This is a genomic window from Citrobacter sp. RHB35-C21 (assembly GCF_013816515.1).
GTDB lineage: Bacteria > Pseudomonadota > Gammaproteobacteria > Enterobacterales > Enterobacteriaceae > Citrobacter > Citrobacter braakii.
The window spans coordinates 5,116,467-5,136,479 of sequence record NZ_CP057147.1; the positions used below are offsets into that span (position 1 = coordinate 5,116,467).

Sequence of the window (20,013 nt, forward strand, 5' to 3'; positions counted from 1 at the left end):
TTCGTTTATACACATCATCTTTCAAGCCACCTCCGCGTGGGCTGCATTCGTTATTCCCCCCATCCCAGAAGAAAACTCCATTGCCGCCTTGGTGCAGCTTGATTGATTTGGTGTATATATAAGAAATGTGTGCGTCGTCCCTTGGCCCACAAAAAGGCGCACAGTATGCACGATTAATCGCAAAATCGTACCCCTAAATGAGACCAGATTAATCTGGCTCAAAGAAAAATAAGCGCACCTTCAGTCTATTACTGCACTGGTGTGAAGCATCTATACTCGCTGTTTATGCAGTACATTTGGCGAAAGGACGCCACTTCATTATGGCTCACCCACATTTATTAGCGGAAAGAATTTCCCGTCTGAGCAATGCGCTGGAAAAGGGACTTTATGAACGTAGCCACGCCATTCGTCTGTGTCTGCTGGCTGCGCTTAGCGGCGAGAGCGTTTTCTTATTAGGTCCTCCCGGGATCGCGAAAAGCTTAATTGCCCGCAGACTGAAATTTGCCTTTCAAAATGCTCGCGCCTTCGAATATCTGATGACGCGCTTCTCTACGCCGGAAGAGGTTTTCGGCCCGCTGTCCATTCAGGCGTTAAAAGACGAAGGTCGCTATGAACGCTTAACGGCAGGCTATCTCCCTGAAGCTGAAATCGTCTTTCTCGATGAAATCTGGAAGGCGGGACCGGCGATTCTTAACACCCTGCTGACCGCCATCAACGAACGCCACTTCCGCAACGGCGCGCATGAAGAGAAAATCCCGATGCGCCTGCTGGTGGCAGCCTCCAACGAACTGCCTGAAGCAGACAGCAGCCTGGAAGCGCTGTACGACCGTATGCTGATTCGTCTGTGGCTGGATAAAGTCCAGGACAAGGCCAACTTCCGCTCGATGCTGTTAAGTCAGCAGGATGAAAGCGACAATCCGGTCCCGGCATCGTTACAGGTAACGGATGAAGAATATTACCAGTGGCAAAAGGACATTGGCGCCATCACGCTTCCCGATCGCGTGTTTGAGCTTATTTTCATGCTGCGCCAGCAGTTGGACACGCTACCGAATGCCCCCTATGTGTCCGATCGTCGCTGGAAAAAAGCCATTCGCTTGCTCCAGGCCAGCGCCTTCTTTAGCGGACGTGATGCGGTAGTTCCCATCGACCTGATCCTGCTGAAAGACTGCCTGTGGTACGACGCACAAAGTCTGAATCTGATGCAGCAGCAGCTGGAAATATTGATGACCGGACACGCATGGCAACAGCAAGCCATGCTGACCCGTCTGGCCAGTATTGTGCAGCGCCGCATTCAGCTCCAGCAGCAGCAAAGCGATAAAACAGCATTCACCGTGATCCGTCAGGGCGGCATGTTCAGCCGTCGTCCTCATTATGATTTACCGCCGGAGGCCACGTCATCCGTCGTGACATTACTACTGCAAAAGCCCTTAAAGCTGCATGATATGGAAGTAATCCATATTGCTTTCGAACGTAGCGCGCTGGAACTGTGGTTAACCAAAGGTGGTGAGATCCGCGGAAAATTAAACGGCATCGGTTTTGCCCAGACGCTGAACATGGAAGTGGATAGCGCGCAGCACCTGGTTGTACGCGACGTCAGCTTACAAGGCTCTCGTCTGGCATTGCCCGGTACATCACAAGAGAGTATGCCCGCTGAAATAAAACAGGAGCTTGAAGCGCTCGATAACGAGTGGCATCAGCAGCACAGCGCATTTAGCGAGCAGCAAAAATGTCTGTTTATTCATAGCGACTGGTTAGGCCGCATTGAGGCCAGCCTGCAGGATGTCGGGGCGCAAATCCGCCAGGCGCAACAATGCTGACCCTTGATACACTCAACATCATGCTGGCAGTCAGTGAAGAAGCGATGATCGAAGAGATGATCGTCGCCCTGCTGACTTCTCCAAAGATGGTGGTATTTTTTAACAAATTCCCTCGCCTTAAAAAAGCGATCACTGACGATATTCCCCGCTGGCGTGAATCTTTGCGTAGCCGCCTCAAAGATACCCATGTACCGCCGGAGTTAGCGGAAGAGGTTATATGCTATCAACAAAGCCAGCTCCTCTCTCATGCGCAGTTTATCGTCCAGCTACCGCAAATATTGTCGCTATTGCACCACCTCCATTCGCCATGGGCCGGACAAGCGCAGCAGTTGGTCAATGACAACAGCGCGTTTACGCCTGCCCTACATACGCTTTTTCTCCAGCGCTGGCGCCTCAGCCTGGTGGTGCAAACCACAACGCTGAATCAGCAACTGCTGGAAGAAGAGCGCGAGCATTTGCTCAGTGAAGTACAGGAACGGATGACCCTTAGCGGGCAACTGGAACCCGTACTGGCAGAAAATGACAACGCCGCAGGCCGGTTGTGGGATATGAGCGCAGGTCAAATCAAGCGCGGTGATTATCAGTTGATGGTGAAATATGGCGAATTCCTGACGCAACAACCTGAACTCCAGCGTCTGGCTGAGCAGTTAGGACGTTCCAGAGAAGCGAAATCCGTACCGCGAAAAGATGCGCCAATGGAAACCTTCCGTACCCTGGTGCGCGAACCGGCAACCGTCCCGGAGCAAGTAGATGGCATCCAGCAAAGCGACGATATCCTGCGCCTGCTGCCGCCGGAACTGGCCACGCTGGGCATTACCGAACTGGAATACGAGTTCTACCGACGACTGGTGGAAAAGCAGCTGTTGACCTATCGCCTGCACGGCGAAGCATGGCGTGAGAAAGTCACGGAACGCCCTGTGGTGCATCAGGATTTTGACGAGCAACCGCGCGGACCGTTTATCGTCTGCGTTGATACTTCGGGATCGATGGGCGGCTTTAATGAGCAGTGTGCGAAAGCCTTTTGCCTGGCGCTAATGCGCGTCGCCCTTGCCGATAACCGACGCTGTTTCATCATGCTGTTTTCAACAGAAGTAGTGCGCTATGAGCTATCCGGCCCGGAGGGCATCGAACAGGCGATCCGTTTTTTAAGTCAGCGCTTTCGCGGCGGTACCGATATTGCCAGCTGTTTTCGCGCCATTACTGAGCGCATGCAGGGTCGGGAATGGTTTGATGCTGATGCGGTGGTGATCTCAGATTTTATCGCTCAGCGATTGCCCGATGAGGTTGTCAGCAAAGTGGGGGAATTACAGCGGGTGCACCAACACCGTTTTCACGCGGTGGCGATGTCAGCACATGGTAAACCCGGTATCATGCGCATTTTCGATCATATCTGGCGCTTTGATACCGGGATGCGAAGCCGCCTGCTCAGACGCTGGCGGCGTTAATTCTTACAACAGAGAGGCGACGCTTTCACGTACCTGTGCCGGCCATACGCCACACTGAACCTGACCAATGTGTGGTAATTGCAGCAACAGCATGGTCAGACGCGACTGCCCAATTCCTCCACCAATCGTCTGTGGCATTTCACCGCGCAGCAGCGCCTGGTGCCATTCCAGACTCAGACGATCTTCATCTCCGGTCAGAGACAGCTGATGTTTCAGAGCGTCAGCATCCACACGGATCCCCATAGAAGACAGCTCAAACGCATCTTCCAGTACCGGGTTCCAGACCAGAATATCACCGTTCAGACCGGCGTGACCCAGCTCGGACGCTGAACTCCAGTCATCATAATCCGGCGCACGTACATCATGGCGGTGACCGTCGCTGAGCTTGCCGCCGATCCCCACCAGGAATACCGCGCCCAGCTCTTTAGCGATCGCACGTTCACGACCTTTTGCGTCAAGACCAGGATAACGAGATAACAGTTCCTGGCTATGAACAAAGTGGATCTGCTCTGGCAGGAACGGTGCCAGACCAAACTCTTTGCTCACCGAAGCTTCAGTAGCCTTAATTCCCGCCCAGATAGCCTCTACCGTGCTTTTCAGAGTGGAGAATTGACGCTCGCCGTCGCCCATCACGCGCTCCCAGTCCCACTGGTCAACATACACGGAGTGCAGCGGGGAAAGGCGATCTTCATCAGGACGCAGGGCCTTCATATGCGTGTACAGCCCTTCGCCTGCGCTAAAGTCGTGTTGTCCTAATGTTTGACGCTTCCACTTCGCCAGTGAATGAACCACTTCGAATTGAGCGTCTGGCAATGCTTTAACCTTCACCTGCACCGCTTTTTCACAGCCCGACAAGTTATCTTGCGTGCCATCTCCTACGCGGCTGAGGATCGGAGCCTGAACTTCGATCAGACCTAAACGCTCTTCCAGCTGACGAGAAAAATGAGATTTTACGAAGCTAATTTGACGTTGTTTGGCAATGTAAGCGGTTTTCATTATGTGTACTCCTGTGTCCTGTTGCCTATGATTAAGCAACAGAATGTAGGTAATATTCAATAATCAACAAACAAAAAGCCGTCTTCGATTTTGATTCGTTAAAATTAACGTCTAAAATAGAGGGAATCATTAATCTACATAAGAAAAACCTATGGAAAATTATCAGATCGACAATCTGGACCGCGGCATTCTTGACGCCCTGATGGAAAATGCCCGAACGGCCTATGCCGAATTGGCCAAACAGTTCGGCGTTAGCCCGGGGACAATTCACGTTCGCGTAGAGAAGATGAAGCAGGCCGGGATTATTACCGGCGCACGGATTGATGTTAGTCCCAAACAGTTGGGCTATGACGTCGGCTGCTTTATCGGCATCATCCTGAAAAGTGCGAAAGACTATCCGTCAGCGTTGGCCAGACTGGAAAGCCTCGATGAGGTGACCGAAGCGTATTACACCACCGGGCACTACAGCATCTTTATAAAGGTGATGTGCAAGTCGATCGACGCGTTACAGCAGGTACTTATCAACAAGATCCAAACAATTGATGAAATTCAGTCCACGGAGACCCTGATCGTCCTGCAAAACCCGATCATGCGTACCATCAAGCCATGATCGCTTTTTTTAATCCCCTATTTTTCCACAGGTAGATCCCAGCTCGCTCACAGCGTACAATACGCCCTCTTTATAAAGGTGGGCGATCATGGCAGAAATCACTCTTATCAGCGGCAGCACGCTTGGCAGTGCGGAATATGTAGCAGAGCATCTGGCTGAAAAACTGGACGACGCGGGTTTTTCCAGCGAAATACTGCATGGGCCAACGCTTGAAGAGGTCCCGACGAATGGGATCTGGCTGATTATTAGCTCCACACACGGTGCGGGAGACATTCCTGACAACCTGCAGCCTTTATATGATGCCTTATGCGAGCAAAAACCGGACCTTTCACAAGTGCACTTTGGTGCAATCGGGATCGGCAGTCGTGAGTATGACACCTTTTGCGGCGCAATCGACAAGCTGGAAGCCGAACTGAAAGCCTGCGGGGCAAAACAGATCGGCGAAACGCTCAGGATCAACGTACTGGAACATGAAATTCCGGAAGATCCGGCTGAAATTTGGCTGGGATCCTGGCATCCATTGCTCAGAGATTTGTAAAGATCGTACTTTTTTATGTGGATAACTCTGGTTAAAAGCTTGGATCAACCGGTAGTTATCCCAAGAACAACCGTTGTTCAGTTTTTGAGTTGTGTATAACCCTTCATTCTGCTCCCAGCTTATACGGGCCAGGATCACCGATCATTCACAGCTAATGATCCTCAACAACCTGTTGATCTTATTCAAAGGATCGCCCTTATCCACAGAAAGTTGCGATCCTAATAAGAGATCACAATAAAACAGATCTCTAAATAAAAAGATCTTCTTTTTAATACCCAGGATCCCAGGGCTTTCTCGATCGACTAAAGTTGAGTAGAATCCACGGCCCGGGCTTCAATCCACTTTCACACCGCGTTATGCGAGGCAATTACCATGTTTTATCAGGATCCTTTTGACGTCATCATCATTGGCGGGGGTCATGCAGGCACCGAGGCCGCAATGGCCGCGGCGCGAATGGGTCAACAGACTCTGCTTTTGACACACAATATCGACACTCTGGGACAGATGAGCTGCAACCCGGCGATCGGCGGTATTGGGAAGGGACACCTGGTAAAAGAAGTGGATGCGCTTGGTGGGTTGATGGCAAAAGCGATCGACCATGCAGGTATCCAGTTTAGGATACTAAACGCCAGCAAAGGGCCAGCCGTTCGTGCTACCCGAGCTCAGGCCGACCGTGTGCTCTATCGCCAGGCTGTACGCACCGCACTCGAGAATCAACCCAATCTGATGATCTTCCAACAGGCGGTTGAAGATCTGATTGTTGAAAACGATCGTGTTGTGGGTGCAGTGACCCAAATGGGACTGAAGTTCCGTGCCAAAGCGGTTGTGTTAACCGTAGGGACTTTTCTTGACGGCAAAATTCATATTGGTCTGGACAACTACAGCGGCGGCCGTGCTGGCGATCCGCCGTCTATCCCGCTGTCACGCCGTCTGCGTGAACTGCCGTTACGCGTCAGCCGCCTGAAAACCGGTACGCCGCCGCGTATCGATGCACGCACTATTGATTTCAGCGTGCTCGGCCAACAAAACAGCGATAACCCGATGCCGGTCTTCTCATTCCTGGGCGATGCTTCTCAACATCCGCGTCAGATGCCGTGTTACATCACGCATACCAATGAGAGAACCCATGACGTGATCCGCAATAACCTCGATCGTAGCCCGATGTACGCAGGCGTGATCGAAGGTATCGGTCCGCGCTACTGCCCGTCGATCGAAGACAAAGTGATGCGCTTTGCCGATCGTAATCAGCATCAGATCTTCCTCGAACCGGAAGGACTGACGTCTAATGAAATTTATCCGAATGGTATCTCCACCAGCTTGCCGTTCGATGTGCAGATGCAAATTGTCCGCTCTATGCAGGGAATGGAAAATGCCAGAATCGTCCGTCCTGGCTACGCGATTGAGTATGATTTCTTCGATCCGCGCGACCTGAAACCCACTCTGGAAAGCAAATTCATCCAAGGTCTGTTCTTTGCGGGCCAGATTAACGGTACTACCGGTTACGAAGAAGCTGCCGCGCAAGGGATGCTAGCAGGTCTGAACGCCGCACGCTTGTCTGCTGAGAAAGACGGTTGGGCACCGCGTCGCGATCAGGCTTATCTTGGTGTACTGGTGGACGATCTGTGTACGCTTGGCACCAAAGAACCGTACCGTATGTTCACCTCACGCGCAGAATACCGTTTGATGCTGCGCGAAGATAACGCCGACCTGCGTCTGACCGAAATTGGTCGTGAACTGGGTCTGGTGGACGACGAGCGCTGGGCTCGTTTCAACGAGAAGCTGGAGCGTATCGAACAGGAACGTCAGCGTCTCAAATCAACCTGGGTAAATCCGTTAGCGGAATCTGCAGCAGAAGTGAATGCTCACCTGGCTACGCCTTTGTCACGTGAAGCCAGCGGTGAAGATCTCCTGCGCCGCCCGGATATGACCTATGCTCAGTTGACCTCTTTATCTGCGTTCGCACCAGCGCTCGACGATGCTCAGGCCGCGGAACAGGTTGAGATTCAGGTGAAATACGAAGGGTATATCGCCCGTCAGCAGGAAGAAATCGAAAGACAACAGCGTAATGAGAACACCCTGTTGCCTGCAACGCTGGATTATCGTCAGGTCTCAGGCTTGTCGAATGAAGTTATCGCCAAGCTGAACGATCACAAACCGGTATCGATCGGCCAGGCATCGCGTATTTCTGGCGTTACGCCTGCCGCCATCTCCATTCTGCTGGTATGGCTGAAGAAACAAGGTATGCTGCGCCGCAGCGCTTGATAACACTATTTTGGCGGCGGGTGCTTCGCCTGCCCGCCCTACAAATTTGTAGTTCCGATAAGCTATAGCGCATCGGGAAATTGATTATGAACAGGTAACGACCGTGCTCAACAAACTCTCTCGTCTGCTGGCTGATGCTGGTATTTCTCTTACCGATCACCAGAAAAATCAGCTGATTGCGTATGTCGATATGCTGCACAAATGGAACAAAGCGTACAACTTGACGTCGGTACGGGATCCCAACGAAATGCTGGTGCGCCATATTCTGGACAGTATTGTCGTCGCGCCGTATCTGAAGGGGGAGCGTTTTATCGACGTGGGTACGGGACCGGGCCTGCCGGGTATTCCTCTCTCTATCGTGCGCCCAGAAGCGCATTTCACACTGCTGGATAGTCTGGGAAAACGCGTCCGTTTCTTGCGTCAGGTGCAGCATGAGCTTGCGCTTACTAACATCACTCCTGTGCAAAGTCGCGTTGAAGAATTCCCTTCAGAGCCGCCGTTCGATGGGGTCATTAGCCGTGCGTTCGCGTCACTTACTGATATGGTGAGTTGGTGCCATCATTTGCCTGGCCAGGATGGGCGTTTTTATGCTCTAAAAGGGCTGTTGCCAGAAGACGAAATTGCTTCGTTGCCTGCAGAATTCAGCGTCGAGTCGGTCGAAAAATTACGCGTTCCGCAACTGGATGGTGAACGTCATCTGGTGGTTATTAAGCCAAACAAAATTTAATTTTTATCAAAAAAAATAGAAAAAAAACGGCTATTCAGGTGTTAAAAGTCATAGGGAATAGTGTGGTTAAATGTCGTTACAATTCACTAGCGCCTTACGGTTTTGTATCATAACTATAACGTACCGTTTTTTGTTAAAAGCGAAACAAGTCAGCTGTGAAAATATCAGTCTGCTAAAAATAGAACGTAAGAACCACCCGTTGTGTTAATTTTTTATTATAAATGTCAATGCGTGGTTTTTTTGTTGTTAGCTGTTGTTTTTGAAATAGTGGCTATTTTTACGCTTAAATATCAAAAAGATGAAAAGGCATCATTTGCCACGTAAATAAATTATGCGAAGGTGAATATGTTCAATATGTGATCTGGTGCACGCTTTGCCGCCAGTATTTACGCGGCATTTGCAGTTTTGCATGATCGTTCACAGTTTGCTTAAAAGTGATAAATGTGGGGTAGCGAAAAATATTTAAACATTTATTCACTTTTTAGCTACTTATTGTTTGAAATCACGAAGGCGCACCGTATAATTTGACCGCTTTTTGATGCTTGACTCTAAGCCATAAAGAACGTTTTATACGACACGCGGCATACCTCGAAGGGAGCAGGAGTAAAAACGTGATGTCTATGTCGCTCTTGAGTCGAAACGTTGCTCGTAAGCTTTTGCTCACACAGTTTCTGGCGGTAATAGCAAGTGGATTGCTGTTTAGCCTCAAAGACCCTTTCTGGGGCATCTCCGCATTGTGCGGTGGATTGGCAGTGTTACTGCCTAATGTGTTGTTTATGATATTTGCCTGGCGTCACCTGGCGCATACACCAGCTAAAGGCCGAGTAGCCTGGACGTTCGCCTTCGGCGAAGCCTTCAAGGTGTTAGCTATGCTGGTTTTGCTGGTGGTGGCGTTGGCTGTTTTGAAAGCGGTATTCATGCCGCTGATCGTTACGTGGGTTTTGGTGCTGGTGGTTCAGATACTGGCGCCGGCTGTAATTAACAACAAAGGGTAAAGGCATCATGGCTTCAGAAAATATGACGCCGCAGGATTACATAGGACACCATCTGAATAACCTTCAGTTGGACCTACGTACATTCTCGCTGGTGGATCCGCACAACCCCCCAGCCACCTTCTGGACGCTCAATATTGACTCCATTTTCTTCTCGGTGGTTCTGGGTCTGTTGTTCCTGCTTATGTTCCGTAGCGTAGCTAAAAAGGCGACCAGCGGCGTACCAGGTAAATTTCAGACCGCGATTGAGCTGGTAATCGGCTTTGTGCATGGTAGCGTGAAAGACATGTACCATGGCAAAAGCAAGCTGATTGCTCCGCTGGCCCTGACGATTTTCGTCTGGGTATTCCTGATGAACTTGATGGATTTACTGCCTATCGACCTGCTGCCGTACATCGGTGAGCATATCTTTGGCCTGCCGGCTCTGCGTGTGGTTCCGTCTGCTGACGTGAACATCACCCTGTCGATGGCGCTGGGCGTATTTATCCTCATTCTGTTCTACAGCATCAAAATGAAAGGCATCGGCGGCTTCGCGAAAGAGTTGACGCTGCAGCCGTTCAATCACTGGGCGTTCATCCCTGTCAACTTAATCCTTGAAGGGGTAAGCCTGCTGTCCAAACCAATTTCTCTTGGTCTGCGACTGTTCGGCAACATGTATGCCGGTGAGCTGATTTTCATTCTGATTGCTGGTCTGTTGCCGTGGTGGTCACAGTGGATCCTGAATGTGCCATGGGCCATTTTCCACATACTGATTATCACGCTGCAAGCCTTCATATTTATGGTTCTGACGATTGTCTATCTGTCGATGGCATCTGAAGAGCATTAATTTACCAACACTACTACGTTTTAACTGAAACAAACTGGAGACTGTCATGGAAAACCTGAATATGGATCTGCTGTACATTGCTGCCGCTGTGATGATGGGTCTGGCGGCAATCGGTGCTGCGATCGGTATCGGCATCCTCGGGGGTAAATTCCTGGAAGGCGCAGCGCGTCAACCGGATCTGATTCCTCTGCTGCGTACTCAGTTCTTTATCGTTATGGGTCTGGTGGATGCAATCCCAATGATCGCTGTAGGTCTGGGTCTGTACGTGATGTTTGCTGTCGCGTAGTAAGCGTTGCTTGAATTAAGAGCAATATCAGAACGTTAACTAGATAGAGGCATTGTGCTGTGAATCTTAACGCAACAATCCTCGGCCAGGCCATCGCGTTTGTCCTGTTCGTTCTGTTCTGCATGAAGTACGTATGGCCGCCTTTAATGGCTGCCATCGAAAAACGTCAAAAAGAAATTGCTGACGGCCTTGCTTCTGCAGAACGAGCACATAAGGATCTTGACCTTGCAAAGGCCAGCGCGACCGACCAGCTGAAAAAAGCGAAGGCGGAAGCTCAGGTAATCATCGAGCAGGCGAACAAACGCCGTGCTCAGATCCTGGACGAAGCTAAAACTGAAGCAGAGCAGGAACGTACTAAAATCGTGGCACAGGCGCAGGCGGAAATTGACGCCGAGCGTAAACGTGCTCGCGAAGAACTGCGTAAGCAAGTTGCTATCCTGGCTGTTGCTGGCGCCGAGAAGATCATCGAACGTTCCGTGGATGAAGCTGCTAATAGCGACATCGTGGACAAACTTGTCGCTGAACTGTAAGGAGGGAGGGGCTGATGTCTGAATTTATTACGGTAGCTCGCCCCTACGCCAAAGCAGCTTTTGACTTTGCCGTTGAGCACCAAAGCGTTGACCGTTGGCAGGATATGCTGACGTTTGCCGCTGAGGTGACGAAAAACGAACAAATGGCAGAGCTTCTCTCTGGCGCGCTGGCGCCGGAAACGCTCGCTGAGTCGTTTATCGCCGTGTGCGGTGAGCAGCTGGACGAAAGCGGCCAAAACCTGATTAGGGTAATGGCTGAAAATAACCGTCTGAATGCGCTCCCGGATGTTCTTGAGCAGTTTATTCATCTGCGTGCAGCCAGTGAGGCTATCTCTGAGGTAGAAGTCACTTCTGCCAATGCACTGAGTGATGAACAGCTTACGAAGATTAGTGCAGCGATGGAAAAACGTCTGTCACGCAAAGTTAAGCTGAATTGCAAAATCGATAAGTCTGTAATGGCTGGCGTAATCATCCGAGCGGGTGATATGGTCATTGATGGCAGCGTACGCGGCCGTCTTGAGCGCCTTGCAGACGTCTTGCAGTCTTAAGGGGACTGGAGCATGCAACTGAATTCCACCGAAATCAGCGAACTGATCAAGCAGCGCATTGCTCAGTTCAATGTTGTGAGCGAAGCTCACAACGAAGGTACTATTGTTTCTGTAAGTGACGGTGTTATCCGCATTCACGGCCTGGCCGATTGTATGCAGGGTGAGATGATTTCCCTGCCGGGTAACCGTTACGCTATCGCACTGAACCTGGAGCGCGACTCCGTAGGTGCCGTTGTGATGGGTCCATACGCTGACCTCGCCGAAGGCATGAAGGTTAAGTGTACGGGTCGTATTCTGGAAGTTCCGGTTGGCCGTGGCCTGCTGGGTCGTGTGGTGAACACTCTGGGTTCCCCAATTGACGGTAAAGGTCCGGTTGATAACGATGGCTTCTCGCCAATCGAAGTTATCGCACCAGGCGTAATCGAACGTCAGTCCGTCGACCAGCCAGTACAGACAGGTTATAAATCTGTTGATGCCATGATCCCAATCGGTCGTGGCCAGCGTGAGCTGATCATCGGTGACCGTCAGACAGGTAAAACCGCGATGGCAATCGACGCCATCATCAACCAGCGTGATTCCGGTATCAAATGTGTGTACGTGGCTATCGGCCAGAAAGCGTCCACCATTTCTAACGTGGTTCGTAAACTGGAAGAACACGGCGCACTGTCCAACACCATCGTTGTTGTGGCGACCGCGTCTGAATCTGCTGCTCTGCAATACCTGGCGCCATATGCCGGTTGCGCAATGGGCGAATACTTCCGTGACCGCGGTGAAGACGCGCTGATCGTTTACGATGACCTGTCTAAACAGGCTGTTGCTTACCGTCAGGTTTCCCTGCTGCTCCGTCGTCCACCAGGACGTGAAGCATTCCCGGGCGACGTATTTTACCTCCACTCCCGTCTGCTGGAGCGCGCATCCCGCGTAAACGCGGAATACGTTGAGAAGTTCACCAATGGTGAAGTTAAAGGTAAAACCGGCTCCCTGACCGCTCTGCCGATTATCGAAACCCAGGCGGGTGACGTTTCTGCGTTCGTTCCGACCAACGTAATTTCCATTACAGATGGTCAGATCTTCCTGGAAACCAACCTGTTCAACTCCGGTATTCGTCCGGCAGTTAACCCGGGTATCTCCGTATCTCGTGTAGGTGGCGCAGCGCAGACCAAGATCATCAAGAAACTGTCCGGTGGTATTCGTACCGCACTGGCGCAGTATCGTGAACTGGCAGCGTTTTCTCAGTTCGCTTCCGACCTGGACGAAGCTACTCGTAAGCAGCTGAGCCACGGTCAGAAAGTAACTGAACTGCTGAAGCAGAAACAGTACGCCCCAATGTCTGTAGCACAGCAGGGTGTGGTGCTGTTTGCGGCTGAACGCGGTTACCTCGAAGATGTGGAACTGGCGAAAATCGGTAGCTTCGAAGCCGCTCTGCTGGCTTACGTTGACCGTGACCACGCTCCGCTGATGCAAGAGATCAACCAGTCCGGTGGCTATAACGATGAAATCGAAGGTAAGCTGAAAGCTATCCTCGATTCCTTCAAGGCAACCCAGTCCTGGTAACGTCTGGCGGTCTGCTTTAGGGCGGACCGCAAGGCATTGAGGAGAAGCTCATGGCCGGCGCAAAAGAGATACGTAGTAAGATCGCAAGCGTCCAGAACACGCAGAAGATCACTAAAGCGATGGAGATGGTCGCCGCTTCCAAAATGCGTAAATCGCAGGATCGCATGGCGGCCAGCCGTCCTTATGCAGAGACCATGCGCAAAGTGATTGGTCACCTTGCGAATGGTAATCTGGAATATAAGCACCCTTACCTGGAAGAACGCGACGTTAAGCGCGTGGGCTACCTGGTGGTGTCGACCGACCGTGGTCTGTGCGGTGGCTTGAACATTAACCTGTTCAAAAAGCTGCTGGCGGATATGAAAGCATGGTCCGATAAAGGCGTTCAGTGCGATATCGCAATGATCGGCTCTAAGGGCGTGTCTTTCTTTAACTCCGTTGGCGGTAATGTGATTGCTCAGGTAACCGGTATGGGGGATAACCCTTCCCTGTCCGAACTGATCGGTCCGGTTAAAGTGATGCTGCAGGCCTACGATGAAGGTCGTCTGGACAGACTGTACGTTGTCAGCAACAAATTTATTAACACCATGTCTCAGACGCCAACCATCACCCAACTGCTGCCTCTGCCGGCATCAGATGATGATGAATTGAAGCGTAAATCCTGGGATTACCTGTATGAGCCAGACCCGAAAGCGCTGCTGGATACCCTGCTGCGTCGTTATGTCGAGTCTCAGGTTTATCAGGGCGTGGTAGAAAACCTGGCCAGCGAGCAGGCCGCACGTATGGTGGCGATGAAAGCCGCGACCGACAATGGCGGCAGCCTGATTAAAGAGCTGCAGTTGGTATACAACAAAGCTCGTCAGGCCAGCATTACTCAGGAACTCACCGAAATCGTCGGTGGTGCATCCGCGGTATAACCAGGTTAATTCGTAGAGGATTCAAGATGGCTACTGGAAAAATTGTCCAGGTAATCGGCGCCGTGGTTGACGTCGAATTCCCTCAGGATGCCGTACCGCGCGTGTACGATGCTCTTGAGGTTATGAATGGTAAAGAGAGCCTGGTGCTGGAAGTTCAGCAGCAGCTCGGCGGCGGTATCGTACGTACCATCGCCATGGGTTCTTCCGACGGTCTGCGTCGTGGTCTGGAAGTTAAAGATCTCGAGCACCCGATCGAAGTCCCGGTAGGTAAAGCAACTCTGGGTCGTATCATGAACGTCCTGGGTCACCCGATCGACATGAAAGGCGATATCGGTGAAGAAGAGCGTTGGGCTATCCACCGCGCGGCACCTTCCTATGAAGAGCTGTCCAGCTCTCAGGAACTGCTGGAAACCGGCATTAAAGTTATCGACCTGATGTGTCCGTTCGCTAAGGGCGGTAAAGTTGGTCTGTTCGGTGGTGCGGGTGTAGGTAAAACCGTAAACATGATGGAGCTGATCCGTAACATCGCGATCGAACACTCCGGTTACTCCGTGTTTGCGGGCGTGGGTGAACGTACTCGTGAGGGTAACGACTTCTACCACGAAATGACTGACTCCAACGTTCTGGACAAAGTATCCCTGGTATATGGCCAGATGAATGAGCCGCCGGGAAACCGTCTGCGCGTTGCTCTGACCGGTCTGACCATGGCAGAGAAGTTCCGTGACGAAGGTCGTGACGTTCTGCTGTTCGTTGATAACATCTATCGTTACACCCTGGCCGGTACAGAAGTATCCGCACTGCTGGGTCGTATGCCATCAGCGGTAGGCTACCAGCCGACCCTGGCGGAAGAGATGGGTGTTCTTCAGGAACGTATCACCTCTACCAAAACCGGTTCTATCACCTCCGTTCAGGCGGTATACGTACCTGCGGATGACTTGACTGACCCATCCCCAGCAACCACCTTTGCTCACTTAGATGCAACCGTGGTACTGAGCCGTCAGATCGCCTCTCTGGGTATCTACCCGGCAGTTGACCCGCTGGACTCCACCAGCCGTCAGCTGGATCCGCTGGTTGTTGGTCAGGAACACTACGACACCGCGCGTGGCGTACAGTCTCTGCTGCAGCGTTATCAGGAACTGAAAGACATCATCGCCATCCTGGGTATGGATGAACTGTCTGAAGAAGACAAACTGGTGGTAGCACGCGCACGTAAAATTCAGCGCTTCCTGTCCCAGCCGTTCTTCGTTGCGGAAGTATTCACCGGTTCTCCGGGTAAATACGTATCCCTGAAAGACACCATCCGTGGCTTTAAAGGCATCATGGAAGGCGAATACGACCACCTGCCAGAGCAGGCGTTCTACATGGTTGGTTCTATCGACGAAGCCGTGGAAAAAGCCAAAAAACTTTAACGCCTTAATCGGAGGGTGATATGGCAATGACTTACCACCTGGACGTCGTCAGCGCAGAGCAGCAAATGTTCTCTGGTCTGGTCGAAAAAATCCAGGTAACGGGTAGTGAAGGTGAACTGGGTATTTTCCCGGGTCACGCACCGCTGCTCACCGCCATTAAGCCTGGTATGATCCGCATCGTTAAACAGTTCGGTCATGAAGAGTTTATCTATCTGTCCGGCGGCATTCTCGAAGTGCAGCCTGGCAGCGTGACCGTTCTGGCTGATACCGCGATTCGCGGACAGGATCTCGATGAAGCGAGAGCCCTGGAAGCGAAGCGTAAGGCTGAAGAGCACATTAAGAGCTCTCATGGTGACGTGGATTACGCTCAGGCATCTGCGGAACTGGCCAAAGCGATCGCGAAACTGCGCGTTATCGAGTTGACCAAAAAAGCGATGTAACACCGGCTTGAAAAGCACAAAAGCCAGTCTGGTTGCCAGGCTGGCTTTTTTTATGGTTTTGTTTCAGTGAAAGTGGAACTAAAAAGCTGTTTTATATTTTTGTGATTTGTGTCACAAAAATATTGATCGGTTAAAAAATGAGGCGTAGACTCTTTTTTGTGTGATGTGTGTCACATAATTAACTCAGATAAAAACAGGATACCAACATGAAACTGATTAATAAAATCATCGCCCTTTTCAGCAGCATGGAAGTTTAGTCTTCCCGACCTGCTCTGTGGCGCGATGCTTCATACGGTTATCAGCACGCGCCAGCTGTTATTAAATCCCACTCCTCCGCTTGATCGTTTGTCCTCTTCCCTTTTAAAACAGTATTTTTCTGCTTCTAGCTGATCACATTAATAATATTGTACTTTTCTTTTGTAACTCTTTATTCATGCAGTAAAAAAATAGCAAAAACATTAACCTAAGGCTTTAATAAGAGCAGACTCCTGGTTTTGGGAGACAAAAGACGCCGAAATAGACGAAAATAGAGTGTTATCAGAGGGGAAATTTTCCCGATTGAACGTTTTATTTTCGGTCCATTTCACGATGAAAAAAATGTAGTATTTTCAATGTGAAACGGTATAAATTCGTTCTCAAATTACAGTCAGGACGTGTATGTTGAATAATGCTATGAGCGTCGTGATCCTTGCCGCAGGCAAAGGCACGCGTATGTATTCCGATCTCCCTAAAGTGCTGCATACCCTCGCAGGAAAGCCGATGGTTCAGCATGTCATTGATGCCGCTAATGAATTAGGTGCGACTCACGTACATCTGGTCTACGGGCACGGTGGTGATTTGCTTAAGCAGACGCTGAAAGATGGCAATCTAAACTGGATTCTGCAGGCAGAGCAGTTGGGGACCGGCCATGCAATGCAGCAGGCAGCGCCATTCTTTGGTGATGACGAAGACATTTTAATGCTCTATGGCGATGTGCCGCTGATCTCTACCGATACCTTACGTAGCCTGCGTGATGCTAAACCGCAGGGCGGCATCGGCCTGTTAACGGTAAAACTGGATGATCCATCCGGCTATGGGCGTATTACGCGTGAGAACGGTAACGTTACCGGTATCGTCGAGCATAAAGATGCAACTGACGAGCAGCGCCAAATCCAGGAAATCAACACCGGTATTCTGATTTCCAATGGTGCTGATATGAAGCGCTGGCTGTCCAAACTCACCAATAACAATGCGCAGGGTGAATACTACATCACCGATATCATTGCGATGGCGTATCAGGAAGGACGCGAAATTGCTGCGGTACATCCGGCACGTATTAGCGAAACGGAAGGGGTGAATAACCGTCTTCAGTTATCCCGTCTGGAGCGTGTTTATCAGTCTGAGCAAGCAGAGAAACTGTTGTTGGCGGGCGTGATGCTGCGCGATCCTGCACGTTTTGATCTTCGCGGTACGCTTATTCACGGGCGCGATGTTGAAATTGATACTAACGTTATCATTGAAGGTAACGTAACCGTTGGGGATCGCGTCAAGATTGGTGCTGGCTGTATCATCAAAAACAGCGTGATTGGTGAAGGTTGTGAGCTTAGCCCATACAGTGTGGTGGAAGATGCCCATCTGGAAGCCGCTTGCACCATCGGTCCATTCGCGCGTCTGCGCCCGGGTGCTGAGCTGCAGGAAGGCGCGCACGTGGGTAACTTCGTCGAAATGAAAAAAGCGCGTCTGGGTAAAGGTTCTAAAGCCGGTCATCTGACCTATCTGGGCGATGCGGAAATCGGCGATAACGTGAATATCGGCGCGGGTACGATTACCTGCAACTACGATGGTGCCAATAAGTTTAAAACCATTATTGGTGATGATGTGTTTGTGGGTTCTGATACTCAGTTGGTGGCGCCTGTCACCGTGGGTAAAGGTGCGACGATTGCCGCCGGAACCACCGTAACGCGTAATGTCGCCGATAACGAACTGGTATTAAGCCGTGTACCTCAGGTCCATAAACAGGGCTGGCAGCGTCCGGTGAAGAAGAAGTAAGTGATTTTTGCCGGATGGCGGCCTACGTGCGGTGACGTTCTGTAGGCCTGATAAGCGTAAGCGCCATCAGGCAGACAAGAGATGAGGGGATAACATAATCCTCCGCTCAACAAGCAGTACCATAAAAATAACCCCACTCTCTACAAGGCTCGGGGCGCCCGGAAAGGGCAAATACAGGTCAGCGACAACGACAGGCAAATGCCTAAATTCGGAATCAAAAAATATGTGTGGAATTGTTGGCGCTATCGCGCAGCGTGATGTAGCTGAAATCCTTCTCGAAGGTTTACGTCGTCTGGAATATCGTGGTTATGACTCTGCTGGTCTGGCCGTTGTCGATGCTGAAGGCAACATGACCCGTCTGCGTCGTCTGGGTAAAGTGCAGATGCTGACTGCTGCTGCGGAAGAACATCCGCTGCATGGTGGTACAGGTATCGCTCATACCCGTTGGGCGACACACGGTGAACCTTCAGAAGCGAACGCGCATCCCCATGTTTCTGAACACATTGTTGTGGTGCATAACGGCATCATTGAAAACCATGAACCTCTGCGTGAACTACTGAAAACCCGTGGTTACACCTTTGTTTCTGAAACCGACACCGAAGTGATTGCTCACCTGGTGCATTGGGAACTGGAACAGGGTGGTACGCTGCGTGAAGCCGTACTGCGTACTATTCCACAGTTGCGCGGTGCCTATGGCACGGTGATCATGGATACCCGTAACCCGGAAACTCTGCTGGCGGCCCGTTCAGGTAGCCCGCTGGTGATTGGTCTGGGGATGGGGGAAAACTTTATCGCTTCCGATCAGCTGGCGTTGCTGCCGGTAACCCGTCGCTTTATCTTCCTGGAAGAAGGTGACATCGCAGAAGTGACCCGTCGTTCTGTCTCTATTTTCGACAAGTCTGGCGCACAAGTGAAGCGTCAGGATATCGAATCGAATCTGCAGTATGACGCGGGCGAAAAAGGTATTTATCGCCACTACATGCAGAAAGAGATCTACGAACAGCCGAACGCAATTAAAAATACGCTGACCGGTCGCATTAGTCACGGTGAAGTGGATTTAAGCGAGCTGGGTTCACGTGCCAACGAGTTGCTGTCTCAGGTTGAGCATATCCAGATTATCGCCTGTGGTACGTCCTACAACTCCGGTATGGTGTCCCGCTACTGGTTTGAATCGCTGGCTGGTATTCCTTGTGATGTCGAAATCGCTTCCGAGTTCCGCTATCGCAAATCCGCCGTGCGTCGTAACAGCCTGATGATTACCCTTTCCCAGTCCGGTGAAACGGCGGATACCCTGGCGGGTCTGCGCTTATCTAAAGAGCTGGGCTATCTGGGCTCGCTGGCTATTTGTAACGTACCGGGATCTTCTCTGGTGCGCGAATCCGACCTGGCGATGATGACCAATGCCGGTACCGAAATCGGTGTGGCCTCGACGAAAGCATTTACCACCCAACTGACCGTTCTGCTGATGCTGGTGGCGAAACTGTCTCGTCTGAAAGGCCTGGATGCGTCTATTGAGCAGGAGATCGTTCACGGTCTGCAGGCGCTGCCTAGCCGTATTGAGCAGATGCTGTCTCAGGACAAACGCATTGCCGCTCTGGCGGAAGGTTTCTCAGACAAACACCATGCGCTGTTCCTGGGCCGTGGCGATCAGTACCCGATTGCGCTGGAAGGCGCGCTGAAGCTGAAAGAGATCTCTTATATTCACGCTGAAGCTTATGCTGCAGGCGAACTGAAACACGGTCCGCTGGCGCTGATTGATGCCGATATGCCGGTTATCGTAGTTGCACCGAACAACGAACTGTTGGAAAAACTGAAATCCAACATTGAAGAAGTTCGCGCTCGTGGCGGTCAGTTGTACGTCTTTGCGGACCAGGATGCTGGCTTTACCAGCAGCGAAAACATGCACATCATTGAGATGCCGCATGTGGAAGAGGTGATTGCACCGATCTTCTACACCGTTCCGCTGCAGTTGCTGGCGTATCACGTGGCGCTGATTAAAGGCACCGACGTGGACCAGCCGCGTAACCTGGCAAAGTCGGTTACCGTAGAGTAATCCGCACTTAACTGAACTGAAAATGCCCTGCTGCAAGC

General features: G+C 51.2%; 18 protein-coding genes. 17 read left to right on the forward strand and 1 reads right to left on the reverse strand.

Annotation, left to right across the window (positions count from 1 at the left end; translation table 11 throughout):
* The first annotated feature begins 320 nt into the window (after positions 1–320).
* Together ravA and viaA are read left to right on the forward strand one after the other, a co-directional pair.
* Positions 321–1,817 carry an ATPase RavA gene (gene ravA / locus HVZ39_RS24710; protein WP_181633074.1) on the forward strand — a complete coding sequence of 499 codons (1,497 nt, stop codon included), beginning with the start codon at positions 321–323 and terminating at the stop codon, positions 1,815–1,817.
* Complete coding sequence (viaA, locus tag HVZ39_RS24715) at positions 1,811–3,262, forward strand: ATPase RavA stimulator ViaA (protein WP_181633075.1); 1,452 nt, start codon at positions 1,811–1,813, stop codon at positions 3,260–3,262. Before ravA ends, viaA begins: the two co-directional genes overlap by 7 nt.
* Positions 3,263–3,265: 3 nt before the next feature.
* Here viaA and asnA read toward each other — a convergent pair whose 3' ends face one another.
* The gene (gene asnA, locus HVZ39_RS24720) at positions 3,266–4,258 is read right to left on the reverse strand and encodes an aspartate--ammonia ligase (protein WP_181633076.1); all 993 of its coding nucleotides are present in this window, start codon (positions 4,256–4,258) and stop codon (positions 3,266–3,268) included.
* A 151-nt stretch (positions 4,259–4,409) separates the two neighbouring features.
* Between asnA and asnC the strand changes: the two genes are divergently transcribed.
* The 15 genes from asnC to glmS all read left to right on the forward strand — a co-directional run bounded on the left by asnC (position 4,410) and on the right by glmS (position 19,975).
* Complete coding sequence (gene asnC / locus HVZ39_RS24725) at positions 4,410–4,868, forward strand: transcriptional regulator AsnC (RefSeq protein ID WP_003023780.1); 459 nt, start codon at positions 4,410–4,412, stop codon at positions 4,866–4,868.
* An 88-nt stretch (positions 4,869–4,956) separates the two neighbouring features.
* Positions 4,957–5,406, forward strand: a complete 450-nt coding sequence (mioC, locus tag HVZ39_RS24730) for an FMN-binding protein MioC (protein WP_181633077.1) — start codon at positions 4,957–4,959, stop codon at positions 5,404–5,406.
* Positions 5,407–5,778: 372 nt separating this feature from the next.
* A complete protein-coding gene (gene mnmG / locus HVZ39_RS24735) occupies positions 5,779–7,668 on the forward strand; it encodes a tRNA uridine-5-carboxymethylaminomethyl(34) synthesis enzyme MnmG (protein WP_016155085.1) in 1,890 nt (629 codons plus the stop codon).
* 103 nt (positions 7,669–7,771) lie between these two features.
* Complete coding sequence (gene rsmG, locus HVZ39_RS24740; protein WP_019077993.1) at positions 7,772–8,395, forward strand: 16S rRNA (guanine(527)-N(7))-methyltransferase RsmG; 624 nt, start codon at positions 7,772–7,774, stop codon at positions 8,393–8,395.
* A 614-nt stretch (positions 8,396–9,009) separates the two neighbouring features.
* Positions 9,010–9,390: a F0F1 ATP synthase subunit I gene (gene atpI / locus HVZ39_RS24745; RefSeq protein ID WP_181633078.1), complete on the forward strand. Its 381-nt coding sequence runs from the start codon at positions 9,010–9,012 to the stop codon at positions 9,388–9,390.
* A 7-nt stretch (positions 9,391–9,397) separates the two neighbouring features.
* Positions 9,398–10,213, forward strand: coding sequence for a F0F1 ATP synthase subunit A (gene atpB, locus HVZ39_RS24750; protein WP_003023792.1), 816 nt, complete (start codon positions 9,398–9,400; stop codon positions 10,211–10,213).
* A 46-nt stretch (positions 10,214–10,259) separates the two neighbouring features.
* Positions 10,260–10,499, forward strand: a complete 240-nt coding sequence (gene atpE / locus HVZ39_RS24755; RefSeq protein ID WP_003023794.1) for a F0F1 ATP synthase subunit C — start codon at positions 10,260–10,262, stop codon at positions 10,497–10,499.
* Positions 10,500–10,558: 59 nt separating this feature from the next.
* Positions 10,559–11,029: a F0F1 ATP synthase subunit B gene (atpF, locus tag HVZ39_RS24760; RefSeq protein WP_003827022.1), complete on the forward strand. Its 471-nt coding sequence runs from the start codon at positions 10,559–10,561 to the stop codon at positions 11,027–11,029.
* A gap of 14 nt (positions 11,030–11,043) precedes the next feature.
* The gene (gene atpH / locus HVZ39_RS24765; RefSeq protein WP_006687767.1) at positions 11,044–11,577 is read left to right on the forward strand and encodes a F0F1 ATP synthase subunit delta; all 534 of its coding nucleotides are present in this window, start codon (positions 11,044–11,046) and stop codon (positions 11,575–11,577) included.
* Positions 11,578–11,589: 12 nt separating this feature from the next.
* Complete coding sequence (gene atpA, locus HVZ39_RS24770) at positions 11,590–13,131, forward strand: F0F1 ATP synthase subunit alpha (RefSeq protein ID WP_003023802.1); 1,542 nt, start codon at positions 11,590–11,592, stop codon at positions 13,129–13,131.
* A 50-nt stretch (positions 13,132–13,181) separates the two neighbouring features.
* Positions 13,182–14,045 carry a F0F1 ATP synthase subunit gamma gene (gene atpG / locus HVZ39_RS24775; RefSeq protein ID WP_016155083.1) on the forward strand — a complete coding sequence of 288 codons (864 nt, stop codon included), beginning with the start codon at positions 13,182–13,184 and terminating at the stop codon, positions 14,043–14,045.
* 26 nt (positions 14,046–14,071) lie between these two features.
* Positions 14,072–15,454 (forward strand): F0F1 ATP synthase subunit beta, encoded by a 1,383-nt coding sequence (gene atpD / locus HVZ39_RS24780; protein ID WP_003023806.1) that lies wholly within the window; start codon positions 14,072–14,074, stop codon positions 15,452–15,454.
* Between the two features lie 20 nt (positions 15,455–15,474).
* Positions 15,475–15,894, forward strand: a complete 420-nt coding sequence (locus HVZ39_RS24785; RefSeq protein WP_003023809.1) for a F0F1 ATP synthase subunit epsilon — start codon at positions 15,475–15,477, stop codon at positions 15,892–15,894.
* A gap of 657 nt (positions 15,895–16,551) precedes the next feature.
* Complete coding sequence (gene glmU, locus HVZ39_RS24790) at positions 16,552–17,922, forward strand: bifunctional UDP-N-acetylglucosamine diphosphorylase/glucosamine-1-phosphate N-acetyltransferase GlmU (protein WP_181633079.1); 1,371 nt, start codon at positions 16,552–16,554, stop codon at positions 17,920–17,922.
* Between the two features lie 223 nt (positions 17,923–18,145).
* The gene (gene glmS / locus HVZ39_RS24795; protein WP_016155081.1) at positions 18,146–19,975 is read left to right on the forward strand and encodes a glutamine--fructose-6-phosphate transaminase (isomerizing); all 1,830 of its coding nucleotides are present in this window, start codon (positions 18,146–18,148) and stop codon (positions 19,973–19,975) included.
* Positions 19,976–20,013: the final 38 nt, after the last annotated feature.

Coding starts and splice junctions, on each gene's coding strand:
- ravA (WP_181633074.1), top strand. CDS start 321: ATGGCTCACCCACATTTATTAGCGGAAAGAATTTCCCGTCTGAGCAAT.
- viaA (WP_181633075.1), top strand. CDS start 1,811: ATGCTGACCCTTGATACACTCAACATCATGCTGGCAGTCAGTGAAGAA.
- asnA (WP_181633076.1), bottom strand. CDS start 4,258: ATGAAAACCGCTTACATTGCCAAACAACGTCAAATTAGCTTCGTAAAA.
- asnC (WP_003023780.1), top strand. CDS start 4,410: ATGGAAAATTATCAGATCGACAATCTGGACCGCGGCATTCTTGACGCC.
- mioC (WP_181633077.1), top strand. CDS start 4,957: ATGGCAGAAATCACTCTTATCAGCGGCAGCACGCTTGGCAGTGCGGAA.
- mnmG (WP_016155085.1), top strand. CDS start 5,779: ATGTTTTATCAGGATCCTTTTGACGTCATCATCATTGGCGGGGGTCAT.
- atpI (WP_181633078.1), top strand. CDS start 9,010: ATGTCTATGTCGCTCTTGAGTCGAAACGTTGCTCGTAAGCTTTTGCTC.
- atpB (WP_003023792.1), top strand. CDS start 9,398: ATGGCTTCAGAAAATATGACGCCGCAGGATTACATAGGACACCATCTG.
- atpE (WP_003023794.1), top strand. CDS start 10,260: ATGGAAAACCTGAATATGGATCTGCTGTACATTGCTGCCGCTGTGATG.
- atpH (WP_006687767.1), top strand. CDS start 11,044: ATGTCTGAATTTATTACGGTAGCTCGCCCCTACGCCAAAGCAGCTTTT.
- atpA (WP_003023802.1), top strand. CDS start 11,590: ATGCAACTGAATTCCACCGAAATCAGCGAACTGATCAAGCAGCGCATT.
- atpG (WP_016155083.1), top strand. CDS start 13,182: ATGGCCGGCGCAAAAGAGATACGTAGTAAGATCGCAAGCGTCCAGAAC.
- atpD (WP_003023806.1), top strand. CDS start 14,072: ATGGCTACTGGAAAAATTGTCCAGGTAATCGGCGCCGTGGTTGACGTC.
- HVZ39_RS24785 (WP_003023809.1), top strand. CDS start 15,475: ATGGCAATGACTTACCACCTGGACGTCGTCAGCGCAGAGCAGCAAATG.
- glmU (WP_181633079.1), top strand. CDS start 16,552: ATGTTGAATAATGCTATGAGCGTCGTGATCCTTGCCGCAGGCAAAGGC.
- glmS (WP_016155081.1), top strand. CDS start 18,146: ATGTGTGGAATTGTTGGCGCTATCGCGCAGCGTGATGTAGCTGAAATC.